Here is a 19,979-nt window from a genome sequence, read left to right as displayed (position 1 = left end):
GACTGACAGCCTGCGGCTCAGACCAGGTCGGCGTCGTGGACCAGCAGGGCCACCTGCACCCGGTTGTTCAGCTCCAGCTTCGCCAGCAGCCGCGAGACGTACGCCTTCACCGTGGCCACGCTCATGAACAGCGCGGCGGAGATCTCGGCGTTCGACCATCCCCGGCCGATCGCGACCGCCACCTCCCGCTCCCGCTCGCTGAGCCCGCCGAGCAGCCGTACCGCCCGGGTTCGGCGCAGGTCGGCGTCGCGGTGGGCCGGCGTACCCGCGCCGGTCACGTGCGCGATGAGTCGACGGGTGACGGTCGGCGAGAGGGTCGCCTCCCCGGCGGCCACCCGGTGGATCGCCTGCACGATCTCCACCGGTGGGGTGTCCTTGAGCAGGAAGCCACTGGCACCGGCCCGCAGCGCCCGGAGCACGTACTCGTCGGCGTCGAACGTCGTCAGCACCAGCACCTCCGGCGGGTCCGGCGAACGCCGCAACGCCTCGGTGGCGGCCAGCCCGTCCATCCGGGGCATCCGGATGTCCATCAGCACCACGTCCGGCCGGTACGCCCCGACCGCCGCCAGCACCTCGCTGCCGTCGGAGACCTCCCCCACCACCCGCAGCTCCGGCACCCCGCCGATGATCATCGACAGTCCGGCCCGGACCAGCGCGTCGTCGTCGACGATCAGCACCCGTACCGGGGCCCCGGTCCCAGGCGCCGGAACGGTGGTCTGCTCGCTTCTCACGACGGCCACGGTAGCCAGGCCGCGAGCCGGAAGTCGTCCGAGTCGGTACGCCCGTGTTCCAGCCAACCGCCGAGCAGCGCAACCCGCTCGCCCAACCCGACCAGGCCGGTGCCGGTACCCGGAATCTCCGGTCCCGGCGCCTGCCCCACCGGCCGGCGGTTCCGGACCTCGACGCTCAGCCCCAGCCCCGGCCGCCCCCGGGCGGTCACCGTGACGACGGTCCCCGGGGCGTGCTTCCGGGCGTTCGTCAGCCCCTCCTGCACGATCCGGTACGCCGCCCGCCCCAGCCCGGCCGGCGCCGACTCCGTCATGGTCAACTCGGTACGCAGGTCCACCCGCATCCCCGCCTCCCGGGACTCGGCCACCAGCGCCGGCAGGTCGCCCAGGGTCGGCTGCGGTCGTTCGGGAACGGCCTCCGGCAGCTCCGGCGCAACGCGCCCGGCCCCGGTCCCACCCGGCACCGGCGGGTACGGCGGATCCGGCGGGTGCCCGGGGATCCGCTGGTCCGTCCCGGGGGCCGGCACGGGCTGGTCGAGTTCCGCAATCGCCTCCGGCTGGTCCTCCCGGAGCACGCCGATCACCTCACGAAGGTCCTGCAACGCCTGGTGCGCGCTGGTCCGGATCACCCCGGCCGCTCGGGCGATCTCCTCCGGCGGGGCGTCCGGGCGGAACTCCAGCGCCCCGGCGTGCAGGCTGAGCAGCGAGATCCGGTGTGCCAGCACGTCGTGCATCTCACCGGCGATCCGGGTCCGTTCCAGCCGGCGGGCCGCGTCGACACGCAGCCGCTGCTCCGCCTCGGCCCGGTACGCCCGGTCCCGCCAGGAGAGCACGAGCTGCCGCCGGGCCCGGATGAACATCCCCCAGGCCAGCACCGAGCCGGTCAGCACGAGACTGAGCACCATCCCCACCCACGGCCCGTCGGTCGGGTCGGGATTGCGGTACTCGTAGAGCAACGCGACCCCGAGGTGCGCCGCGAGCAGCGGCGCGGCCAACGAGAGCGGCCGGTGCACCACCAGGGTCAGCAGGATGATCAGGACGGTGATCCCGGACGGGGTGGAGAAGAGCGCCACCGGCAGGGCGGCCAGGGTGAGCGCGACCGGCCAGCGGCGGCGTACCCAGAGCGTCAGGCAGAGCGCACTGCTGACCACCACGTCGATCGCGACCGCCAGCTCGGAGTCGGCCCGGTCCGCCACCAGGGTCGGCTGCGGGCGCAGCACGTCCCAGAAGGCGGCGAAGGCGTAACCTGCGGCGAGCAGGAAGCAGATCGTGTCGACGAGCCAGTCCCGGGTCGACCGGCGGAGCCGGCGCCGGCCAGCGGCCGGATCGGCGGTCAGCGCGGCCGGCAGCAGCCAGGGATGCTCGGGTCGGGCCGCCACACCGGTCATCAGGCAACTGTACGAACCCGCGGCGGCACCGGACACCGACCAAAGTCGACGTCCGGAACTAGCCGAAGGTCGCCGGATGTCGCCGCCGGGCCGCAGCGCCCGACCGGTCGGACCAGACACGCTCGATCCCATGATTGCCGTCGAACATCTGACGAAACGGTACGGCCGGCACACGGCGGTCGACGACGTCTCCTTCAGCTGTGAACCGGGCACGGTCACCGGGTTCCTCGGCCCGAACGGGGCCGGCAAGTCCACCACCATGCGGATGATCTGCGGCTTCACCCCGCCGACCGCAGGCAGCGCCGTTGTCGACTCGGTGGACTACCGCCGGCTGCCGAACCCGGGCCGGCGGGTCGGGCTGCTGCTCGACGCCGGTGCCCAGCACCCGGGCCGGACCGGTCGGGAGGCGCTGCTGATCTCGGCCCGCACCATGGGAGTGCCCGGCCGCCGGGTCGACGAGTGCCTCGACCAGGTCGGCTTGACCCCGGTCGCGGCCCGGCGGCGGGTCCGGGCGTACTCGCTGGGGATGCGGCAGCGGCTCGGCCTGGCGCAGGCGCTGCTCGGCGATCCCCGGGTGTTGATCCTGGACGAGCCGGCGAACGGCCTCGACCCGGAGGGCATCTTCTGGATGCGCGGCCTGCTGCGCGACTTCGCCGACCGGGGCGGCACGGTGCTGCTCTCCTCGCACCTGCTCCGCGAGGTGGAGGCGGTGGCCGACCGGCTGGTGGTGATCGGCGGCGGCCGGGTGGTGGCGCAGGGCAGCAAGGACGAGTTGCTGGCCGGCGCGGGCGCGCTGGTCCGGGCCCGGGACCCGGAGGCGCTGCGCGGCGCCCTGGACCGGGCCGGGCTGCGGGTGCGGTCCGGCACCGACGGCGGCCTGCTGGTCGAGGCCGAGCCGGGCGCGGTCGGGCAGGCCGCCGCCGACTCCGGGGTGGCGCTGCTGGAGCTGCGGCCGGCGGAGAGCGCCGGCCTGGAACAGATCTTCCTGACCCTGACCGCCGGGAACTCGATCCGGGAGGCCCAGAAATGACCGTCGACGACATCACGCGCCCCGCCGCCCGCCCGGCCGGTGGGCATCCCGACGGTCCGGACGGGTTCGCCCGCCCGACGCTGCTCCGGCTGACCCTGGTCGAGCTGCGCAAGCTCGCCGACACCCGGGCCGGCTTCTGGCTGCTGGTCACCATCGGCCTGGTCGCGGCCGCCATCGTGGCCGTGCTGCTGCTCACCGCGCCCGAGCCGGAGCAGCGGTTCGAGATCTTCTTCGCACTCGCCCAGCTCCCGGTCGGCATCCTGCTGCCGATCCTCGGCATCCTGCTGGTCACCAGCGAGTTCTCCCAGCGCACCGTGCTGACCACCTTCGCCCTGGTGCCCCGGCGACACCGGGTGGTGGTCGCGAAGGTCGGCGCCGGGGTGGTCGCGGCGCTGCTCTCCGTCGCGGCCACGCTGGCGACGGCGGCCCTCGGCACCGTACTCGCCGGGCTGGCCGGTGACGGCGGCTCCTGGTCCACCGGCGTGATGGCGTTCGTCGGCGCGGCCGTGTTCCAGATCGGCAACGTGCTGCTCGGGATCGCGTTCGGCCTGCTGTTCCAGAGCACCCCGCTGGCGATCGTGCTCTCCCTGGTGTTGCCGATCGCCTGGTCCATCCTCGGCGGGATGGTCGAGCGACTGCACCGGGCCGCCGAGTGGCTGGACACCAGCCTCACCATGGCCCCGCTGGTCGAGCCGCCGAACCCGGGCGACCTCGACGGCGGCCAGTGGGCCCGGCTCGCCGTCTCGGTCGCCGTCTGGGTGCTGCTGCCACTGCTCGGCGGACTGGTCCGGACGGTACGCCGGGAGGTGTCCTGAGGTGCCCGCCGACCCGACCCCGCCGGACCGCACCCCGGCACCCGAACCGGTTCCGGCGGACCGCACCCGGACACCCGGCCCGATCCCGGAAGACCGCTCCGGGACGTCGAACGCGGGCGGGTCGACCGTGGTGGCCGAGTCGGCCGGGCTGGTGGTGCTGGTCTGGGTGCTCTGCCCGGTGCTCGGCGCCGGCCTGCTCTGGCTGGTGCAGGCGTGCGCCGGCTGGGTGGCGTCACTGCGCTGGATCCCGATGCGCGGCCCGTTCATGCTGATCGACCAGGTCGCCGACGCCGAACCCTGGGCCAGTCTCGGCGCGCTGTTCCTCGGCACCCTGGGCGGGCTGCTGGTAGCCGTGATCGCCGCCGCCGAGCGGCTGACCGTCACCGTCGCCGGGGACGCGGTCACCCTGCTCCGGGACGGCACCGCCCGGCGGGTCGACCGGGCGGAGATCACCGGGGCGTTCCGGGACGGCAATCGGCTCGTCCTGCTCGGGCCGGCCGGCGAGGAGGTCGCCCGGGAGTCCTCGGACCTGCCGGCGGACCGGCTCCGCGCCGCCTTCGAGGCGTACGGCTACCGCTGGCACGCCGACGGCGACCCGTACGCGGCGGATTTCCGGCGCTGGACCGACGGCGGCCCAGGACTGCCACCAGGGGCGAACTCGCTGCTCAAGGCCCGGCAGCGGGCCCTGGAGAAGAGCGACCGGACGGATCTCGCCGAGCTGCGGACCGAGCTGACCCGGCTCGGCCTGGTGGTCCGGGACGACGGCAAGCGGCAGTACTGGCGCCCGATCCGACCGCCCGGCCAACCCTAGGACGGCCCGCCCCGACCGTCCGGCCAGCCGTAGGACGGCCCGCCCCGACCGTCCGGCCAGCCGTAGAACGGCTCGACCGGACGACCCGGTGTCGTTGCCGGCTCTTCCGGGGCCGCAGTAGGGTTCGGCGAATGAGCCTCCAGCGCAGCGTCGACCCTGACCAGGTCGGCTTCGACCCGGCACGGCTGGCCCGCGTCGACGAGCACTTCGCCCGGTACGTCGACGCGGGGCAGTTGGCCGGTTGGCAAGTCGTGCTGACCCGCCGGGGCGAGATCGCGCACTCCTCGACCTACGGGCTGCGGGACCGGGAGGCGGGGCTGCCGGTCGACCCCGACACCGTCTGGCGGATCTACTCGATGACCAAGCCGGTCACCTCGGTCGCCGCGATGATGCTCTGGGAGGAGGGGCGGCTCCAGCTCACCGACGAGATCAGTCGCTGGCTGCCGGAGTTCGCCGACGTACGGGTCTACGACCGGGGGTCGGCGCTCAAGCCGTACACGGTGCCGGCGGTCGAGCCGATCCGGGTCTGGCACCTGCTCACCCACACCGCCGGGCTGACCTACGGCTTCCTACAGACCTCGGTGGTCGACGGGCTCTACCGGGCCGCCGGATTCGACCTCTATCCGCCGTCGCACTTCGACCTGGCCTCCGCGACCGAGGGGCTGGCCCGGTTGCCGCTGCTCTTCCAGCCGGGTACGGCCTGGGGCTACTCGGTCGCCACCGACGTGCTCGGCCGGCTGGTCGAGGTGGTCTCCGGCAGGCCGCTGGACGTCTTCTTCGCCGAACGGATCTTCGGTCCGCTCGGCATGACCGACACCGGCTGGTGGGCCGAGGGCGCCGCCGCCGACCGGCTGGCCGCGCTGTACGCCGCACACCCGGCGACCGGCCAGGCGGTCCGGTACGACGAGGTGGGCGCGCTGGCGCTGAAGCAGCCGGCCCTGCACTCCGGTGGTGGCGGCCTGCTCTCCACGGCGGCCGACTACCACCGGTTCACCCAGTTCCTGCTGCGCGGCGGGGAGCTGGACGGGGTACGCCTGCTCGGCCCGCGCACGGTCCGGTTCATGACCCGCAACCACCTGCCGGAGGGGCAGGACCTGGGGCGGCTCTCGACCGGCGGCTTCGCCGAGACCAGCTTCGACGGGATCGGTTTCGGGCTCGGCTTCGCGGTGGTACTCGACCCGGTTCCGAGCCGTACGCCGAGCAACGCGGGTGAGTTCTACTGGGGCGGGATGGCGAGTACGGCGTTCTGGGTCGACCCGGTCGACGAGGTCACCGCGCTGCTCTTCACCCAGCTCGTCCCGTCCAGCAGCTATCCGCTGCGCGCGGAGCTGCGCCAGCTCGTCTACGCGGCCCTGGTCGACTGACCCCCGACCACCGTCCGGTCGGCCGAGGCGCCACGGGAGCTGACCGAAGGTCGGCACGGTGCCGCCCGGCAGGGTTGGCGTGGCAGGAGTAGCGTGTTGACCGCACTTCGGGGGAGGTTCGTCCATGGCGATGAGGGCGAAGCGGGTGAGTCTGCTCGACATCGGACTCGACTCGTCGTTCGACGCGGCGATGACGTTCGTGCAGTCCACGTTGCAGAACATCAACGCCGAGCACCAGCAACCGGTCGTCGACATCGACTTCGTCCGCTCCCGGGACCCGGACACCGTGCTGACCGCGTTCACCGCCTCCTGCGACGTACTGCACGTGATGGCGCACGGTGATCGCAGCGACACGCCGACCTTCGCCAGCAGCGACGGCCGGACGAAGATCTCGCTGGAGGCGCTGGGCGAGGAGGCGGCCGCCCGGGGTCGGGGCATCTCGGCGCACGCGATCCTCGCCGACGGCTGCCGCACCGGCACCGGCGCCTGGCAGAAGGCGGTCCGGGACTGCCTCCAGGACGAGGTCACCTACATCGGCACCTCGGCACAGGTCGGCTGGCACGAGAGTGGAGTCTTCTGCTCCGCCTTCTACGGCGCGCTGTTCCGCAACCGGGGCCGCGGGATGACCCCGGCGGAGCAGGCCCAGGACGCGGCCGAGCGGGCGATCGAGGCGTACACGCTGCTCACCGACCGGCACTGCCCGTTCCGGGTACTCACGCTGAGCCCGAGTCGCTGGGCCCGGATGGCGCTGGCCTGACCGTGCGCATGGTGTGGTCGGTTCGGCAGTGCTCCGCTGACAGCTGGCAGCAGTGGGTGTGGCTCTTGCACTGACCGGTCAGGCTGCCGAGCGCGGCGGCGTCGCCCGGGAGAACCGGCTCGTCCCGGCGGTCCGGCGCCCGGCCGGGGCCGGTGGCCGGGAGATGCCCGGCGGAGCCAGCACCTGCTGCCAGTGGTCGAGCATGGGCAGCAGTTCCCAGCCCACCTCGCGACGCCGGGAGGCGGCGGCGGCGCAACGGGCCCGCCAGCTCCACTCGTCGAGCTGCACCGACGGCCCGGTCAGCTCGGCACGCAGGTCGAGCAGGACGTCGACGGAGTGCCGGAACGCGGTGCGGCTCCGCTCGCCGTCCGGCCGGTCCAGCAGCCAGCCCAGCCCCCGGCCGGCACAGGTCGCGCAGTCGCAGTGCCACATGCCGTTGTCCGGGTACCGCCGCAGGGTCGTCTCGATCTCGGTGAGCGGCGCGTACGACAGGCACTGCCGGACCACCGCCGACGGTCGGGGCACCCCGGCCGGTGGCCGGACTCCGGCGGGCCGGCGCGGGTCGAGCCGGCGCAGCCCGGGTTCGGTGCCGACCGCCACCGCGGTCGCGCCGGAGCAGAGCAGGCCGAGCGCCGGCAGGTCGGCCCGGAGCAGCAGCACCGGTACGCCGCAGCCGAGCAGCTGGAGCAGCCCGCGCACGGTACTGGCCGGGCTGAACGGGTTCGCCGACTCCTCCACGACCACCGCCACCGGTACGCCGACCGCGGCCACGTAGCGGAGCAGGGTCTGCCGGGCGATCCGGTCGGCGAGCCAGCACGGGTGCATCGGCAGCAGCGCGATGGCGTCGCCGAGCCGGGCGGCCCGTTCGAGGATCCCGGCCAGGCCGGTGGTGTCGTCCCGGTCCAGGTAGCCCGAGTCGGTGAGCACCGAAAGTCCGAGGTCCCGCTGGCAGTCGATCCACCGCGGGTCGAAGGGGGCGGCGGCGGGCAGCCGGTGGGCACCGGCGTACCGGGCGGCGTCGAGCAGCACCGGCCGCCGGTAGTGGTCGACCTCCCGCAGGTGCCGGGCCCGGCTCAGGCAGCCGCGCAGGTTGCCCCGGTCGACGGTGACGACCAGGCCGCCACCGGTCCGGTCGGCCGCCTCGGCCGCCTGGGTGACCTGGTTGGTCCGGCAGTGCAGCAGCAGACTCCGATCGAGGTCTCCGATCCGCCGCCCTGTTCCGCCTGATCGCCTGTCGAGGTCCCGCGCCACGAACCCTCACCCCGCTGATCGTCGTCAAGACATTGATCACCATGAGTGGTTAGATGGTAACTTGGCGCAACCGCACGAGGTAATGGGCTGCTATTCCTTTGGCAGATTGCGGAAAGTGTCTTGGCCACCGCGACCTGTTCCGGTATCGGGTGCGTAGGCCGCCCGGGTGGACGCGCAACTCCGCGTCGACGGGTGACCGTGACCCCGCGACGGGATACCGCTTCTCGGATCTGTTACGGATCGCGAGCCGCTGGACAGTTCTGCGCGACCAACCGGACGGCGGTCGGCTCAGAGCACCATCTCTCGCCAGCCCGAGCGTCCACCTAGCCAGGCGTCCGCGAGGATGCGCGCGGATGCCTCACCGGGACACTGCTGCACCTTCGAGCGCCCTTGAGCGCCCCCGACCTGGGCCTCGACTTCCCATCGCTGCCCATCCGTACGAATGTAGACGTCGCGCCGTGCGCGCGGACCCCGATCGCCGTTCCACCAGTGCCGCTCGACTCTCACCCGGCCACGGTATAGCACCGACGGACCCGCTGGTAATCCTCGATAAGCAAACCTTGACCTCCCGGTTACCGTCCTAGCCCGATCGGCGTCCGCCAAGTCGGCCCGATCCGACCGCAAACCCACCAATCGGCCGGACGAGGAGGATCACACCGAGCACGGCCGGGTCGATACCGGGCACGCGGTCGCTCGGGGCTGCGACCCGACAGCGTCGGCCTGCGGCTGCGACCCGACAGCGTCGGCCTGCGGCTGCGGCCAACGGTGACAGAGGACCGGGCGGCCGCGGGCGGGTGGAGAGATCGGCACCGGGGCGGGCTGGACCGGCCGTCAGCTACGGGGGAAGGTGACGGCCGGGTTGCGGGCACCCGCCCCGGGCCTGTTCGGGGTCGGCCACCGACGAGGTCACCCCGGTGACCGACCCTCCACCGGTCCGCCGCCACGTCGGCGGAGGGCGGCCCGCCGACGTCGGGTCGCGCGGCGAACCGACAAGCGAAGCATGTCGTCGCCCCGGACCCCGACGTCGGACAATCCGTCCGGCTACCCGCGAACCGCCGACAGCCGGTGCGCACCCGGCCGTTCCGCCGGCCGCCGGACCTCCGCCGGCAGCCGGTCAGCCCTCGGTCGCGCGGAGGATCTCGGTACGCCCGACCCGCGCCGCCCAGACCTGCAACAGGTACTCCTCCGCCCGGTCGGCACCGGGCCGGCCGGCGCAGGGGTGCCGTCCCCGGGCGTGCACCCGGATCCGGTAGCTGCCCGCGCCCCGGAAGCTGACCCGGGGGAAGTCGCTACCGCCGCCGCGCGCCGACCGCACGTGCGACTCGCCGACCGCCGTCCGGTACGAGATCTCGACCGCCTCGTCCCAGCCAGCCGTCTCGACCGCCGGCGGTTCCGGGTGCAGTTCGACGGTCAGGTCGACCCAGCCGCCACCGCGGCCGGTGCGCACCAGCATCGCCCCTTCGGTGGCTCCGACCAGGCCGTTGTCCCGGGCGTTCGCCTGCCAGTGCCAGCGTGGCGGCGGATCGGGGTCGGTCAGGCAGAAGCAGAACCGGGCGACGGGTACGCCCCCGGCACAGACCCACGTCGCGTCGGTCACCCGGTATTCGAGTAACGATCCGGCCCCGATGGGTATCAACGTCGCTCACCCGAACCTCGTCGGGCGGTGATGGGCAACACCGCGCCTCTCCCCGTGTCAGCGCATCAAATAGTTGCGTCCGTAAATATCTTCGCCTTGCACTCTGACACAGCACCTCGGTGCCGTCCACTCCGTCGCAGCGGTGACCTGGGAAGCGCACGTGCATTTGTGGTTTGCAGACGCCACGTGCAATCACCCTGCGTTTTGATTACTGTGCGCAGTGGCGTGATGCGTAGAACGACCGCCCATGCCGCGCAACATCGGTCGTATCGCCCTGTTCCCTCGCGGACGGGTCAACAGTAAGTTAGCTGCACAGACAATTACCTGTCTCGCGAGATGCAACTTGCACCACAGCATGCGACCCTCCCGGAAGGAGCAGCTCGCGCGTCAGACCGGCCGACCGCCTGGCCCACCGTCCCGCAATGACGGTGCTACGGGCAGTGACGCTCACAGAAGAATGGAGGCGCTGTCAGTGGCGAACCACCACCTGATCCGGCCGCTGAGTTCCCGCGCGGGCGAGGCACCCTTCCGGCATGCCGCTCCGGCCGCTCCCGCGTCCGCCGCCCGGCACACGCGCAAGGTCGAGGAGCGGTGATGACCGTGACGCAGTTCCAGCCCGCCGGGGACCTGTCCGAGACCCCGCTGCCCCGGCGCTCACCGGGGGCCCGACTCGACAGCGGCGGCGAGGAGTTCCTCCCCGAGGGCGCCTTCCACCGGCCGGGGACCGCCGCCGGTCCGCCCCGGCCCGGCCAGTCGGCCGTACACGCCGAGTTGAGCCTGCTCCGGGACCGGGTGCCCGGGGTGCGCGGCGCCGTGCTCGCCGGTGTCGACGGGCGGCTGCTCGGACACGACCTCACCGCCGGCCCCGAGCCGCTCGACCTCGCCGCGCTCGCGGCGACCACGTTCGGGCTGGGCCGGCAGTGCGGGCTGACCCTCCAACAGGGTCCGCTGCGCGAACTGACGGTGCACAGTCACCAGGGCTACTTCACGGTGTACGGCGTGAGCGACCAGGTCCTGCTCGCCGTGCTCGGCGACGACCGGTTGAACGTGTCGTGGCTGCACCTGGAGGCCGGACCGGTCGCGGAACGGATCGCTGACCTGCTGCACGTCGGCGGCACCACGTAGCAGCATGGGCTGGGGCCGGCGCCGGGGTTCTCCCGGCGCCGGCCACCCGCCAACTCTGCGGCGCGCGGGACGGACCTCAGCCGATCATCAGGTACCGGGTCACCACCCCGGCGGCGGCGGTGACCGCCTGGCGCAGCGTCGCGGCCGCGTCCACGATCCCGGCGTCCAGCGCGCTGACGTAGCTGCCGCCGACCACGTCGAAGGTCACCCACGGTCCGCGCCGGTCCAGGTCCGCCGGCCCGGCCGCCGGGTTCCGCCCGGCGTTGCGCATCAACTCCTCGTACGGCGCCACGAGCGCGTCGACCACCACCGCGTAGCCGAGCGACTCGTCGCCGCCGGGCGGCAGCCGGGCACCGATCCGGCCGGCGACGGTGATCAGCGCCGCGCCGCCACCGGGGACCAGTCCCCACTCGACGGCCGCCTTCGCGTTGCGTACCGCGTCGTCGATCTGGCGCTTGCGCTTCTTGAGCTGGCCCTCGGCCGACTCGCCGACCCGGATCACCGCCACCCCGCCGCCGAGCCGGGCCAGCCGTTCCCGCAGCAGTTCCCGGTCGTGCCCGGCGGACCGGCGCTCCAGCTCCGCCCGGAGTCCCTGCAACCGCCGCCGGGCCAGGGCGGGGTCGCCGGCCCCGTCCACCACAGTGGTGTCGCGGCGGGTGGTGATCACCTTGCGGGCACCGCCGAGCACCTGCGCGGTGGCCGCGGCCAGCCCGCCCTCGGCGTCGCCGACCACCTGCGCCCCGGTCAGCAGTGCCAGGTCCGCCATCACCGTGCGGCGCTCCTCGTCCGGCCAGGGCAGCCGGACCGCGACCGAGTCGAGGGTGTGCCGCATCTTCCCGACGATCAGGGCGGTCAGCGCGGCGTCCCGGACGTCCCGGGCGAAGACCGCCAGCGGCCGACCCGAGCGGCCGACCTCGTCGAGCAGCGGTTGCAACTCGGGTACGGCGGAGAGCCGCTGGTCGACGATGAGGATCGACGGGTCGTCGAGTACCGCCTCGGCCTCCTCCGGATCGGTCACGAAGTACGGCGAGACGTGCCCGGCCGGCACCCGGGTCCCCCGGGTCAGTTCGAGTTCGAGCCCGAAGAGGTTGCTCTCCTCGACGATCACCACGCCGTCCTTGCCGACCCGCTCCATCGCGGTGGCCAGCAGGTCGCCGATCACCTCGTCGCCGGAGGCGATCGTGGAGACCATCCTGAGCTGTTCCTTCGTCTCCACCGGTACGGCCAGGTCGCCCAGCTCGGCGAGGACCGCCAGGGCGGCCGACTCGATCCCCCGGCACAGCGCCACCGGGTTCGCCCCGGCCCGCAGCGCCGCCGAGGCACCGTCCAGCATGGCCTGGGCGAGCACCACGGTGCTGGTCGCGCCGTCGCCGACCCGGTGCCGTACCCCCTCCACCAGTTCCCGGACATAGCCGGCGCCGATCGCGTCCCGGGTGTCGTACGCGGTGAACAGCCGGACCACGCCCGCCGCGTCGGCCAGTTCGTGGTACGCCCCGGCGGCGTCCTCGACGAGTACCCGTCGGCCGAGCGGCCCGTAGGTCCGGCGTACCAGGTCGGCGCCGGCCCGGAAGCCGCGGGCCACGACCGCCTGGTGCCGGGTGTAGTTGCTGGGCCGGGGCGGCGCCGTCCGGCCGGCCTCGGCCACCTCGCCGGGGTCGGGTCCGGTGCCGGGCAGGTTGGCCGTGGGCGGGACGGTGGCCAGATAGATGTGCGGCTCGGCGTTGTAGGCGCTCCACTTCGGCTTCTGGTCCGGCCGGCGGCGCACCACCCCGTCGTGGACGTACCGGAACAGTTCGTCGGCACCGACCCGCCCGTCGCCGTCCAGGTCGGCGCCGCCGGTGGCCAGCCCCTCCAGCAGTACGTCGGTGAAGATCGAGCCCCGGGGCGCGGACTCGACCAGGCCGTCGGACTCGAAGGCGTACTCGTAGCTGTCGCAGGCGCTGATCACCACGTATCCCCGGCCGACCTGGCCCTCCAGCGCGCCCTGCGGGGCCGACTTGAAGCCCTCGGCGAAGGCGCCGGCGAAGCAGCAGTCCAGGACGAGCACCTTGGCGGCGGCCCGGCACGCCTCCAGTTGCTCGTTGACGAAGGAGCGGGAGATGGCGGTGCTGGCCGGCCGGGTCCGCACGGTGTTGGCGGCGGCGAAGTAGAGCCGGTGGAACGGGTCGACGATGCCGTGGCAGGAGAAGTAGAGCAGTACCAGGTCGTCGTTGACCCGGTCGGTGAGCAGGTCCTCGACCTCCCGGCGTACCTCCTGGTCAGCCGGGTCCTGCAAGGTACGGACGGTGAAGTTGCCGACCGACGGGTCCTCCAGCACGGCGGCCAGCCGTTCCACGTCCTGTTCCGGGGCACGGAGCTGGTCCAGCGACGGATCGTCGTACTCGCCGACGGCGACGAGCAGTGCGTAACGCCCGGCCGGCGGGTTAATCGGCACCGGAGTCGGTGCCACTCTGTGTCGGCGGCACGCCGAGCCACTCGACCACCATCTGCTCGGTGTCCTCGCCGGGTGCGCTGATGGTCAGGGTGCGCCGGCCGTCCCGCAGGGTGATCCGGCGGGCGGCACCGCGTTCGACGAAGGCGACCGCGACCTGGGCCAGGGCCGCGACGGTGGTGGCCGAGAAGAGACCGGTGACCACGAGTTCGGCGAGTGAGCCGGGTCCGCCGCCCTTGCGGGTGAGCGCCGGGTCGTCGTCGCGGGTGAGCGCCGGGTCGGAGCTGTCGTAGCGGGGTGGCGGGACTGGGTCGGGCGGCACGGCGGGATCGTCGACACCGGAGCGGACGACGTGCAGGATCGTCCGGGTGTGCAGCTCCCGGGCCAGTGCGGAGGCGGACTCGGCGTCGCCACGCGCGCTACCGGGGACCGGCCCGGAAACCATCAGGGTGAGCACACCAGCATTCATAGAGTAATGGTGTAGTGACGATGAGTAATCGACTGTCGGGTTACCGTCACTGTCCCGTCAGCCTGCCGACACCGCCGTCCCGGCCGGCACGGCGGAGCCGCCGGTGGCCCCGGCCGAAACGGCGGTCGGCTGGCCGGGGCGGCGGCGGAGCAGCATCGAGAAGAGAGCGGCGGCGGCGCAGAGCGCCCCGGCGGCGTACCAGGCCAGGGTGTAGCTGCCGAGCTGGTCCCGGATCAGCCCGGCGCCGGTCGCCGCGACGGCCGCGCCGAGCTGGTGGGCGGCGAAGACCCAGCCGAACACCACGGCGCCACTCGACCCGAAGTACTCCCGGCAGAGCGCCACGGTCGGCGGCACGGTGGCCACCCAGTCCAGCCCATAGAAGATCACGAAGACCAGCATGCTCGGCCGGGCCGAGTCGCCGAACAGGCTCGGCAGGACCATAAGGGACAGCCCGCGCAGCGCGTAGTAGCCGGCCAGCAGCACCCGGCTGTCGAACCGGTCGGTCAACCAGCCCGACGCGATGGTGCCGGCGATGTCGAAGAGCCCGACCAGGGCGAGCAGGCCGGCCGCCGCGGTCTCGGTCATCCCGTGGTCGTGCGCGGCCGGGATGAAGTGCGTGCCGACCAGGCCGTTCGTCGACATGCCGCAGATCGCGAAACCGCCGGCGAGCAGCCAGAACGCCGGGGTCCGGGCGGCGGTGCGCAGCGCCCGGAGCGCGTGGCCGGCCGCCCCGCCGGTCCGGGCCGGCGCCGGCACGACCTCGGTCGCGCCGTAGGGCGGCAACCCGAGATCCGCCGGGTGGTCGCGGAGCAGCCACGCCACCAGGGGTACGACGGCCAGCGCCGATCCGGCCACCACCAGCGCGGCGGCCCGCCAGCCGTACGCCGCGACGAGGTTCGCCAGCAGCGGCAGGAAGACGAGTTGCCCGGCGGCGCCGCCGGCGGTGAGTACCCCGGTGACCAGCCCTCGGCGCCGGACGAACCACCGCCCGGTCACGGTGGCCACGAAGGCGAGCGCCATCGACCCGGTACCCAGCCCGACAAGTACGCCCCAGCAGAGGATCAGTTCGGCACTGGTCCGCATGAACACGGTGAGCCCGCTGCCGGCGGCGACCAGGGTCAGCGCGGCGGCCACCACCCGCCGGATGCCGAACCGGTCCATCAGGGCGGCGGCGAAGGGTGCGGTCAGCCCGAACAGCAGCAGGTTGACCGAGACCGCGGCGGAGATGGTGGCTAGCGGCCAGCCGAACTCGGCGTGCAGCGGGTGCAGCAGCACGGACGGGGTGGCCCGGAACCCGGCGGCGCCGACCAGCGCGACGAAGGCGACGGCGGCGACGATCCAGGCGGGGTGCAGGCGGCGGCGAGGACTCACCCGACGAGTGTGCGGGGCCGGTGGGCCGGGGACGAGTGGCCGGAGAGCCATGATGCGCAATAATCGGGCCAACATCGTCGCCAGAGCGGAGCAGCAGGTGACCACAGTCACGCCAGGGGTTCGACCGGCACCGCCGCACCGGGTGGTGGTGCTCGCCCTGGACGGTGTGGTCGGGCTGGACCTCGGCACCCCGGCCCAGGTCTTCGGCACCGCCCGGAACGCCGGCGGCGAGTCGCTCTACACCATCACCAGTTGCTCGGTCGGCGGCCGGCCAGTCCGCAGTACCGCCGGGTTCCAGGTGTTGCCGGACCACGGGCTGGAGATCCTGGCCGAGGCCGACACGATAGTGCTGCCCGGCATCCACGACGGCGCACCGTTGACCCTGGGCACCGTCGACCCGGAGATCCGGGCGGCACTGCGCGCGGCCCACGACCGGGGCGTACGCATCATGTCGATCTGCACCGGTGCGTTCGTACTCGCCGCCGCCGGCCTGCTGGACGGCCGCCCGGCCACCACCCATTGGGCGTACGCGGCCCGGTTCCGCCGGTTCCACCCGAGCGTACGGCTCGATCCGGAGGTGCTCTTCGTCGACGACGGCGACCTGCTCACCTCGGCCGGGGTGGCGGCCGGGCTCGACCTGTGCCTGCACGTGATCCGGACCGACCACGGCAGCGGGGTGGCGAACCGGACGGCCCGGCGCTGCGTGGTGCCCTCCTGGCGGGACGGCGGGCAGGCGCAGTACATCGAGCGCCCGCTGCCCGAGCCGGCCGCCACCGGCACCGGCCGGACGCGGGAGTGGATCCGGGCCCGGCTGCACGAGCCGCTGACCCTGGCCCAGATGGCCGGGCACGCCAGCATGAGCGTCCGGACCTTCACCCGGCGATTCCGCGAGGAGACCGGGCTCAGCCCGGCACAGTGGCTGCTGCGGCAACGCACCGAGCACGCCCGGCTGCTGCTGGAGAGCACCGACCTCGGCGTCGACCAGGTGGCCCGGCGTTCCGGCTTCGGCACCACCGCCGCGCTGCGCCAGCAGCTGCACCAGCGGATCGGGGTGCCGCCGAGCACCTACCGCCGCACCTTCCGGGCGCCTTCCGAATGAGGAAGGCGCCCCCGCCGTCACTCTCGTTCGGCTCAGCCCTCCGTCGGGCTCAGCCGCAGGTGTTGCCGTTCAGGGTGAAGCTGGTCGGTGCCGGGTTCGGGCCGGTGTTGCTGGCCAGGAAGCTGAACGCGACGCTGCCACCGGGCGGGATGGCCGGGTTCCAGCTCGCGTTCCGGGCGGTCACCACCGCGCCGGACTGGCTGCCGGTGGCGTTCCAGAAGGTGCCGGCGCGCTGGGCGCCCGGGAAGGTCCAGCCCACCGTCCAGCCGCTGACCGGCTGGCTGCCGGTGTTGGTGACCGTCACGGTGGCGTTGAAGCCGGTTCCCCACTGCTGGTCGACCCGGTAGCTGACCAGGCAGGCGGCCGGCGGGGCGGTGCTGCCGAACTCGATCCTGTGCAGCTGGCCGGGCAGGTCGTTGACCAGGTACAGCTCACCGTTCGCGTCCTGGCCGAGACTTGTCGGCTGGATGGTCAGCTCGGTGAGTGCCCGGGTGGCGTACGCACCGCCGGGGCTGGCCGGGGGGCGGACCACGAACGCCGTGCCGGAGCAGTAGTCGGTGGCCAGGTAGGTGCCGGTGGCGATGTCGGCGTACTGCTGGCCCCGGTAGACGTACCCGCCGATCACGGCGCAGCCGTCGGTGGAGGTGCGGTACGAGTAGACCGGCTCGACGTACTGCGCGCCGGCCTGGCAGCGGTCGGGGTCGAAGACCTGTGGCCCCTCCCGGCAGGACCAGCCGAGGTTGGCGCCGCCCTGGTCCGCCCGCAGGTGGTCGATTTCCTCGTAGGTGCCCTGGCCGACGTCGGCGATCCAGAGCGACCCGTCCCCGCCCAGGTCGTGCGAGAACTTCCACGGGTTGCGCAGCCCGTACGCCCAGATCTCCGGCCGGGCGTTCGCGGTGCCCACGAACGGGTTGTCGGCCGGCACGCAGTACGGCCGACCGTCGCAGGAGCGGCTCACGTCGAGCCGGAGGATCTTGCCGAGCAGGGTGTTCAGGTTCTGCCCCGTGTCGAGTACGTCGTCCGAGCCGCCGCCGTCACCGAGGCTCCAGTAGAGGTGGCCGTCCGGGCCGAAGGTGACGTGCCCGCCGTTGTGGTTGGAGTACTCGCTGTGCGGCTGGCTCAGGATCACCTGCTCCCCCTCCGGCGGGACGGGGTTCTGTCCGGCCGAGTCGAGGGTGAACCGGGAGAGCGTGACCGCGCCGTCGGGCAGGGCGGTGTAGCTGACGTACAGCGTCCGGGTCTGCGCGAAGTTCGCCGGGGTGACCAGACCGAGCAGGCCGCGCTCGTTGCCGGAGGTGTCGACCCGGTCCCGGATGTCCAGCAGCGGCGCGGCGGCCAGCCCGGTCTCCGGGTGGTAGACCCGGATCGTTCCCTGCTTCTCGGCGATCAGCAGCCGGTCGCTGCCGTCGTCGAGGCCGAAGATCGCGGTCGGCCGTTGCAGCCCGAAGGCGAGCTGGGTGGTGCTGACGGTGAGCTGGTCCAGCGGGACCGCCGCCGCCGCGACCCCGCCCGGAGCGGTCTGCCCGGTGGGCGGGGCGGCCCGGTCCGGGGCGGGCTGGCCGGCCGCGGGCGGCGTGCCGAAGGCGACGAGCGGGGCGATCAGGGCGGCCGTACCGGCCAGGCAGAGCCGCCCGAAGAATTGACCACGCAGCATATTTACTCCCATCGGTTAACAGGAAGGTAATGCTGCGGATGATTTCTAGATCATGACGTCCCGGATTATGGGAACGCTCCCACCGTCAGCCGTTCGGGCACCGGCCGCGCCGGGACCGCAGGTAGTCGGAGACGACGTACTCGCCGAGGTCGTCGAGGTCCGGGGTGAAGACCCGGCCGCCGCTGCGCCGCGCCATCGCGTCGACGAACCGGCGCAGCCCGGCATCCTCGCCGAGCATGAAGAGGTTCATCGTGGCGCCGTACCGGGTCAGCTTGTCCACCTCGGCGACCGTCAACCGGATCGTCTCCGGCAGCGACGGCCAGTTGAAGACCCCGCCGCCGAGTTCCGGATCGAGGTGCGCAGTCGGCTCGCCGTCGGTGACCACCAGCACCACCGGCTCGGCGCCGGGATGCCGGCGCAGGTGCCGGCCGGCCAGCATCAGCGCGTGTTGCAGGTTGGTGCCCTGCACCATGTCCGGCTCCACCCCGGCCAGCTCCTGCTGGGTCAGCGGCATCGCCTCCCGACCGAACCCGACGATCTGCAACGCGTCCTGCGGGAAGCGGGTGGCGACCAGGTGCGACAGGGCCAGCGCGGTCTGCTTCATCGGCCCCCAGCGCCCCTCCGAGATCATCGAGAAGGAGAGGTCGACGCAGAGCGCCACCGCCGCCGAGGCGCGCCGCTCGGTCTCCACCACCTCGAAGTCCTCGACCGCCAGCGCCACCGGCACCCCGGCGCCGCCGCGCCGGACCGCGCGGGTCAGCGTACGCACCACGTCGAGCGGCTGCTCGTCGCCGTACTCCCAGGGGCGGGAGGCACCGGTCACCTCACCGGCGGCACCGGCCGAGCGCAGGTCGTGCTGCCCCTGCCGGCCGGTGGAGAGTTCGGCGAAGATCCGGCGCAGGGCGGTACCGCCGAGCCGGCGCAACGCCTTCGGGCTCAGGGTCAGCCCGTCGGCGCCCCGGGTCAGCCAACCCTGCCGGCGCAGTTCCCGCTCCAGCTCGCGCAGCCGGCGTACGTCGTCGGCGGCGTCCCGGCCCAGGTTGCGCCGCACCGACTCGACGTCGATGTCGTCCAGGGTCGCCCCCGGATGTTCCTGGCCGAGCTGGTCCAGCAGGTCGTCCAGGTCGGCGATCTCGCCGAGCGCCCCGGCCGCCTCGCCGAATCCGAGCGGCTGGTCGCCCCGGACCCGCTCCCGGCGGTCCCAGGCCAGGTCGGGGCGGAGCGAGCGCAGGTTGGCGTCCAACGCGGAGAGCTGACCGGCCAGTTCCGGGCCGAGCGAGGAGTCCATCAGCCGGGACAGCTCCTCGCGCTGGGCCGGCGACAGCGAACGCATCAGCCGCTCCCCGGCCGCGGCCCGGCGGGCCAGCGCGTCGACAAGCTCGTCCACCGTCTCCGGATTCTCCGGGAAGAACTCGCCGTGCCGCCGCATGAACTCGGCGAACGCGTCGGTGGTGTCCTCGCCCCGGTCGTGCCGGGCCAGCAGGTCGTTGAGGTCGCCGAGCATCTCGGCGAGCTGGCGCTGGGCGGCCGGGTTCGCCGCTCCCCGCATCGCGTCCCGCAGCCCGCTGAACCGCTGCTCCAGCACGTCCCGACGCAGCCCGTCGAGGATCTGCTGGTAGGCAGCCCGCGCCTCGTCGCTGACCCACTCGTAGCCGGCCAGTTCCTCCACCGCCCGCGCGGTCGAGGAGGGCAGGTTGTCGAGTACCGCCTCGGCGAACCGGGCGTCGTCGTCGTCTCGGCCGCGCAACTCGTCGCGTTCGGCGGCCAGCGCCTGGTCGAGCAGGGCCCGGGACCGGGTCACCGCACCGTCCAGGTCACCCCGGCGCAGCGCCTCCCGGCGCAGCCGCCGGGCCCGGGCCACCAGGTCGTCCAGGCCGCCCCGACCCTGCGGGCCGCGCCGCAGCAGGTTGCGCAGCGCCTCCCGCAGGCTGCCGCCGGACAGCACCTCGGCGCCGACCGAATCGACCGCGGCCCGCACGTCGTAGGGCGGAGCCAGCGGGTCGGGGCCGCCGCGCCAGGAGCCGTACCGGAAACGGTTTCCGCCGGCCAC

16 protein-coding genes are annotated in these 19,979 nt (G+C 73.3%); 7 read left to right on the top strand and 9 right to left on the bottom strand.

Going from position 1 to position 19,979, the window contains the following annotated elements; all coding sequences use genetic code 11:
- Window positions 1-17 precede the first annotated feature (17 nt).
- A complete protein-coding gene (locus O7626_RS04505) occupies window positions 18-731 on the bottom strand; it encodes a response regulator transcription factor (RefSeq protein WP_278059524.1) in 714 nt (237 codons plus the stop codon).
- Window positions 728-2,116 carry a histidine kinase gene (locus tag O7626_RS04500; protein ID WP_278059522.1) on the bottom strand — a complete coding sequence of 463 codons (1,389 nt, stop codon included), beginning with the start codon at window positions 2,114-2,116 and terminating at the stop codon, window positions 728-730. The genes O7626_RS04505 and O7626_RS04500 overlap by 4 nt, the downstream gene beginning before the upstream one ends.
- A gap of 130 nt (window positions 2,117-2,246) precedes the next feature.
- Here O7626_RS04500 and O7626_RS04495 point away from each other — a divergent pair, with 130 nt between their 5' ends.
- From O7626_RS04495 to O7626_RS04475, 5 genes are all read left to right on the top strand, one after another.
- Window positions 2,247-3,146, top strand: coding sequence for an ABC transporter ATP-binding protein (locus O7626_RS04495; protein WP_278059520.1), 900 nt, complete (start codon window positions 2,247-2,249; stop codon window positions 3,144-3,146).
- The gene (locus tag O7626_RS04490; RefSeq protein ID WP_278059519.1) at window positions 3,143-3,961 is read left to right on the top strand and encodes an ABC transporter permease; all 819 of its coding nucleotides are present in this window, start codon (window positions 3,143-3,145) and stop codon (window positions 3,959-3,961) included. The genes O7626_RS04495 and O7626_RS04490 overlap by 4 nt, the downstream gene beginning before the upstream one ends.
- A gap of 1 nt (window position 3,962) precedes the next feature.
- The gene (locus O7626_RS04485) at window positions 3,963-4,772 is read left to right on the top strand and encodes a hypothetical protein (protein WP_278059517.1); all 810 of its coding nucleotides are present in this window, start codon (window positions 3,963-3,965) and stop codon (window positions 4,770-4,772) included.
- 131 nt (window positions 4,773-4,903) lie between these two features.
- The gene (locus tag O7626_RS04480; RefSeq protein ID WP_278059515.1) at window positions 4,904-6,136 is read left to right on the top strand and encodes a serine hydrolase domain-containing protein; all 1,233 of its coding nucleotides are present in this window, start codon (window positions 4,904-4,906) and stop codon (window positions 6,134-6,136) included.
- 124 nt (window positions 6,137-6,260) lie between these two features.
- The gene (locus O7626_RS04475; protein WP_278059513.1) at window positions 6,261-6,893 is read left to right on the top strand and encodes a hypothetical protein; all 633 of its coding nucleotides are present in this window, start codon (window positions 6,261-6,263) and stop codon (window positions 6,891-6,893) included.
- 78 nt (window positions 6,894-6,971) lie between these two features.
- On the opposite strand, the gene O7626_RS04470 is transcribed toward O7626_RS04475, so the two are convergent.
- Entirely contained in the window at window positions 6,972-8,144 is a 1,173-nt protein-coding gene (locus tag O7626_RS04470) for a hypothetical protein (protein WP_278059511.1), read from the bottom strand.
- Between the two features lie 1,114 nt (window positions 8,145-9,258).
- The gene (locus O7626_RS04465; RefSeq protein ID WP_278059510.1) at window positions 9,259-9,741 is read right to left on the bottom strand and encodes a hypothetical protein; all 483 of its coding nucleotides are present in this window, start codon (window positions 9,739-9,741) and stop codon (window positions 9,259-9,261) included.
- 633 nt (window positions 9,742-10,374) lie between these two features.
- Between O7626_RS04465 and O7626_RS04460 the strand changes: the two genes are divergently transcribed.
- Window positions 10,375-10,905 (top strand): roadblock/LC7 domain-containing protein, encoded by a 531-nt coding sequence (locus O7626_RS04460; RefSeq protein ID WP_278059509.1) that lies wholly within the window; start codon window positions 10,375-10,377, stop codon window positions 10,903-10,905.
- Between the two features lie 76 nt (window positions 10,906-10,981).
- On the opposite strand, the gene groEL is transcribed toward O7626_RS04460, so the two are convergent.
- Genes groEL through O7626_RS04445 form a run of 3 tightly spaced genes read right to left on the bottom strand, consistent with a single transcriptional unit; the run spans window position 10,982 to window position 15,227 of the window.
- A complete protein-coding gene (gene groEL / locus O7626_RS04455) occupies window positions 10,982-13,339 on the bottom strand; it encodes a chaperonin GroEL (protein WP_278059508.1) in 2,358 nt (785 codons plus the stop codon).
- Window positions 13,329-13,805: a hypothetical protein gene (locus tag O7626_RS04450; RefSeq protein WP_278059507.1), complete on the bottom strand. Its 477-nt coding sequence runs from the start codon at window positions 13,803-13,805 to the stop codon at window positions 13,329-13,331. Before O7626_RS04450 ends, groEL begins: the two co-directional genes overlap by 11 nt.
- 57 nt (window positions 13,806-13,862) lie before the next feature.
- The gene (locus tag O7626_RS04445) at window positions 13,863-15,227 is read right to left on the bottom strand and encodes an MFS transporter (RefSeq protein WP_278059506.1); all 1,365 of its coding nucleotides are present in this window, start codon (window positions 15,225-15,227) and stop codon (window positions 13,863-13,865) included.
- 46 nt (window positions 15,228-15,273) lie between these two features.
- On the opposite strand from O7626_RS04445, the gene O7626_RS04440 reads away from it, so the two are divergent.
- Window positions 15,274-16,275, top strand: a complete 1,002-nt coding sequence (locus O7626_RS04440) for a DJ-1/PfpI family protein (protein ID WP_278059505.1) — start codon at window positions 15,274-15,276, stop codon at window positions 16,273-16,275.
- Window positions 16,276-16,324: 49 nt separating this feature from the next.
- Here the strand turns inward: O7626_RS04440 and O7626_RS04435 are convergent, their stop codons facing one another.
- Both O7626_RS04435 and O7626_RS04430 read right to left on the bottom strand, forming a co-directional pair.
- Window positions 16,325-17,929 (bottom strand): PQQ-dependent sugar dehydrogenase, encoded by a 1,605-nt coding sequence (locus O7626_RS04435; protein ID WP_278059504.1) that lies wholly within the window; start codon window positions 17,927-17,929, stop codon window positions 16,325-16,327.
- A gap of 85 nt (window positions 17,930-18,014) precedes the next feature.
- Window positions 18,015-19,979: a hypothetical protein gene (locus tag O7626_RS04430; protein WP_278059503.1), complete on the bottom strand. Its 1,965-nt coding sequence runs from the start codon at window positions 19,977-19,979 to the stop codon at window positions 18,015-18,017.

It is taken from the genome of Micromonospora sp. WMMD1102 (assembly GCF_029626265.1).
GTDB lineage: Bacteria > Actinomycetota > Actinomycetes > Mycobacteriales > Micromonosporaceae > Plantactinospora.
This window is presented reverse-complemented; position numbering and strand designations above follow the sequence as displayed.

Excerpts from the sequence above, each read along its gene's own strand:
- O7626_RS04500 (WP_278059522.1), bottom strand. The coding sequence starts at position 2,116 with ATGACCGGTGTGGCGGCCCGACCCGAGCATCCCTGGCTGCTGCCGGCC.
- O7626_RS04495 (WP_278059520.1), top strand. The coding sequence starts at position 2,247 with ATGATTGCCGTCGAACATCTGACGAAACGGTACGGCCGGCACACGGCG.
- O7626_RS04490 (WP_278059519.1), top strand. The coding sequence starts at position 3,143 with ATGACCGTCGACGACATCACGCGCCCCGCCGCCCGCCCGGCCGGTGGG.
- O7626_RS04480 (WP_278059515.1), top strand. The coding sequence starts at position 4,904 with ATGAGCCTCCAGCGCAGCGTCGACCCTGACCAGGTCGGCTTCGACCCG.
- O7626_RS04475 (WP_278059513.1), top strand. The coding sequence starts at position 6,261 with ATGGCGATGAGGGCGAAGCGGGTGAGTCTGCTCGACATCGGACTCGAC.
- O7626_RS04460 (WP_278059509.1), top strand. The coding sequence starts at position 10,375 with ATGACCGTGACGCAGTTCCAGCCCGCCGGGGACCTGTCCGAGACCCCG.
- O7626_RS04450 (WP_278059507.1), bottom strand. The coding sequence starts at position 13,805 with ATGAATGCTGGTGTGCTCACCCTGATGGTTTCCGGGCCGGTCCCCGGT.
- O7626_RS04445 (WP_278059506.1), bottom strand. The coding sequence starts at position 15,227 with ATGGCTCTCCGGCCACTCGTCCCCGGCCCACCGGCCCCGCACACTCGT.
- O7626_RS04435 (WP_278059504.1), bottom strand. The coding sequence starts at position 17,929 with ATGCTGCGTGGTCAATTCTTCGGGCGGCTCTGCCTGGCCGGTACGGCC.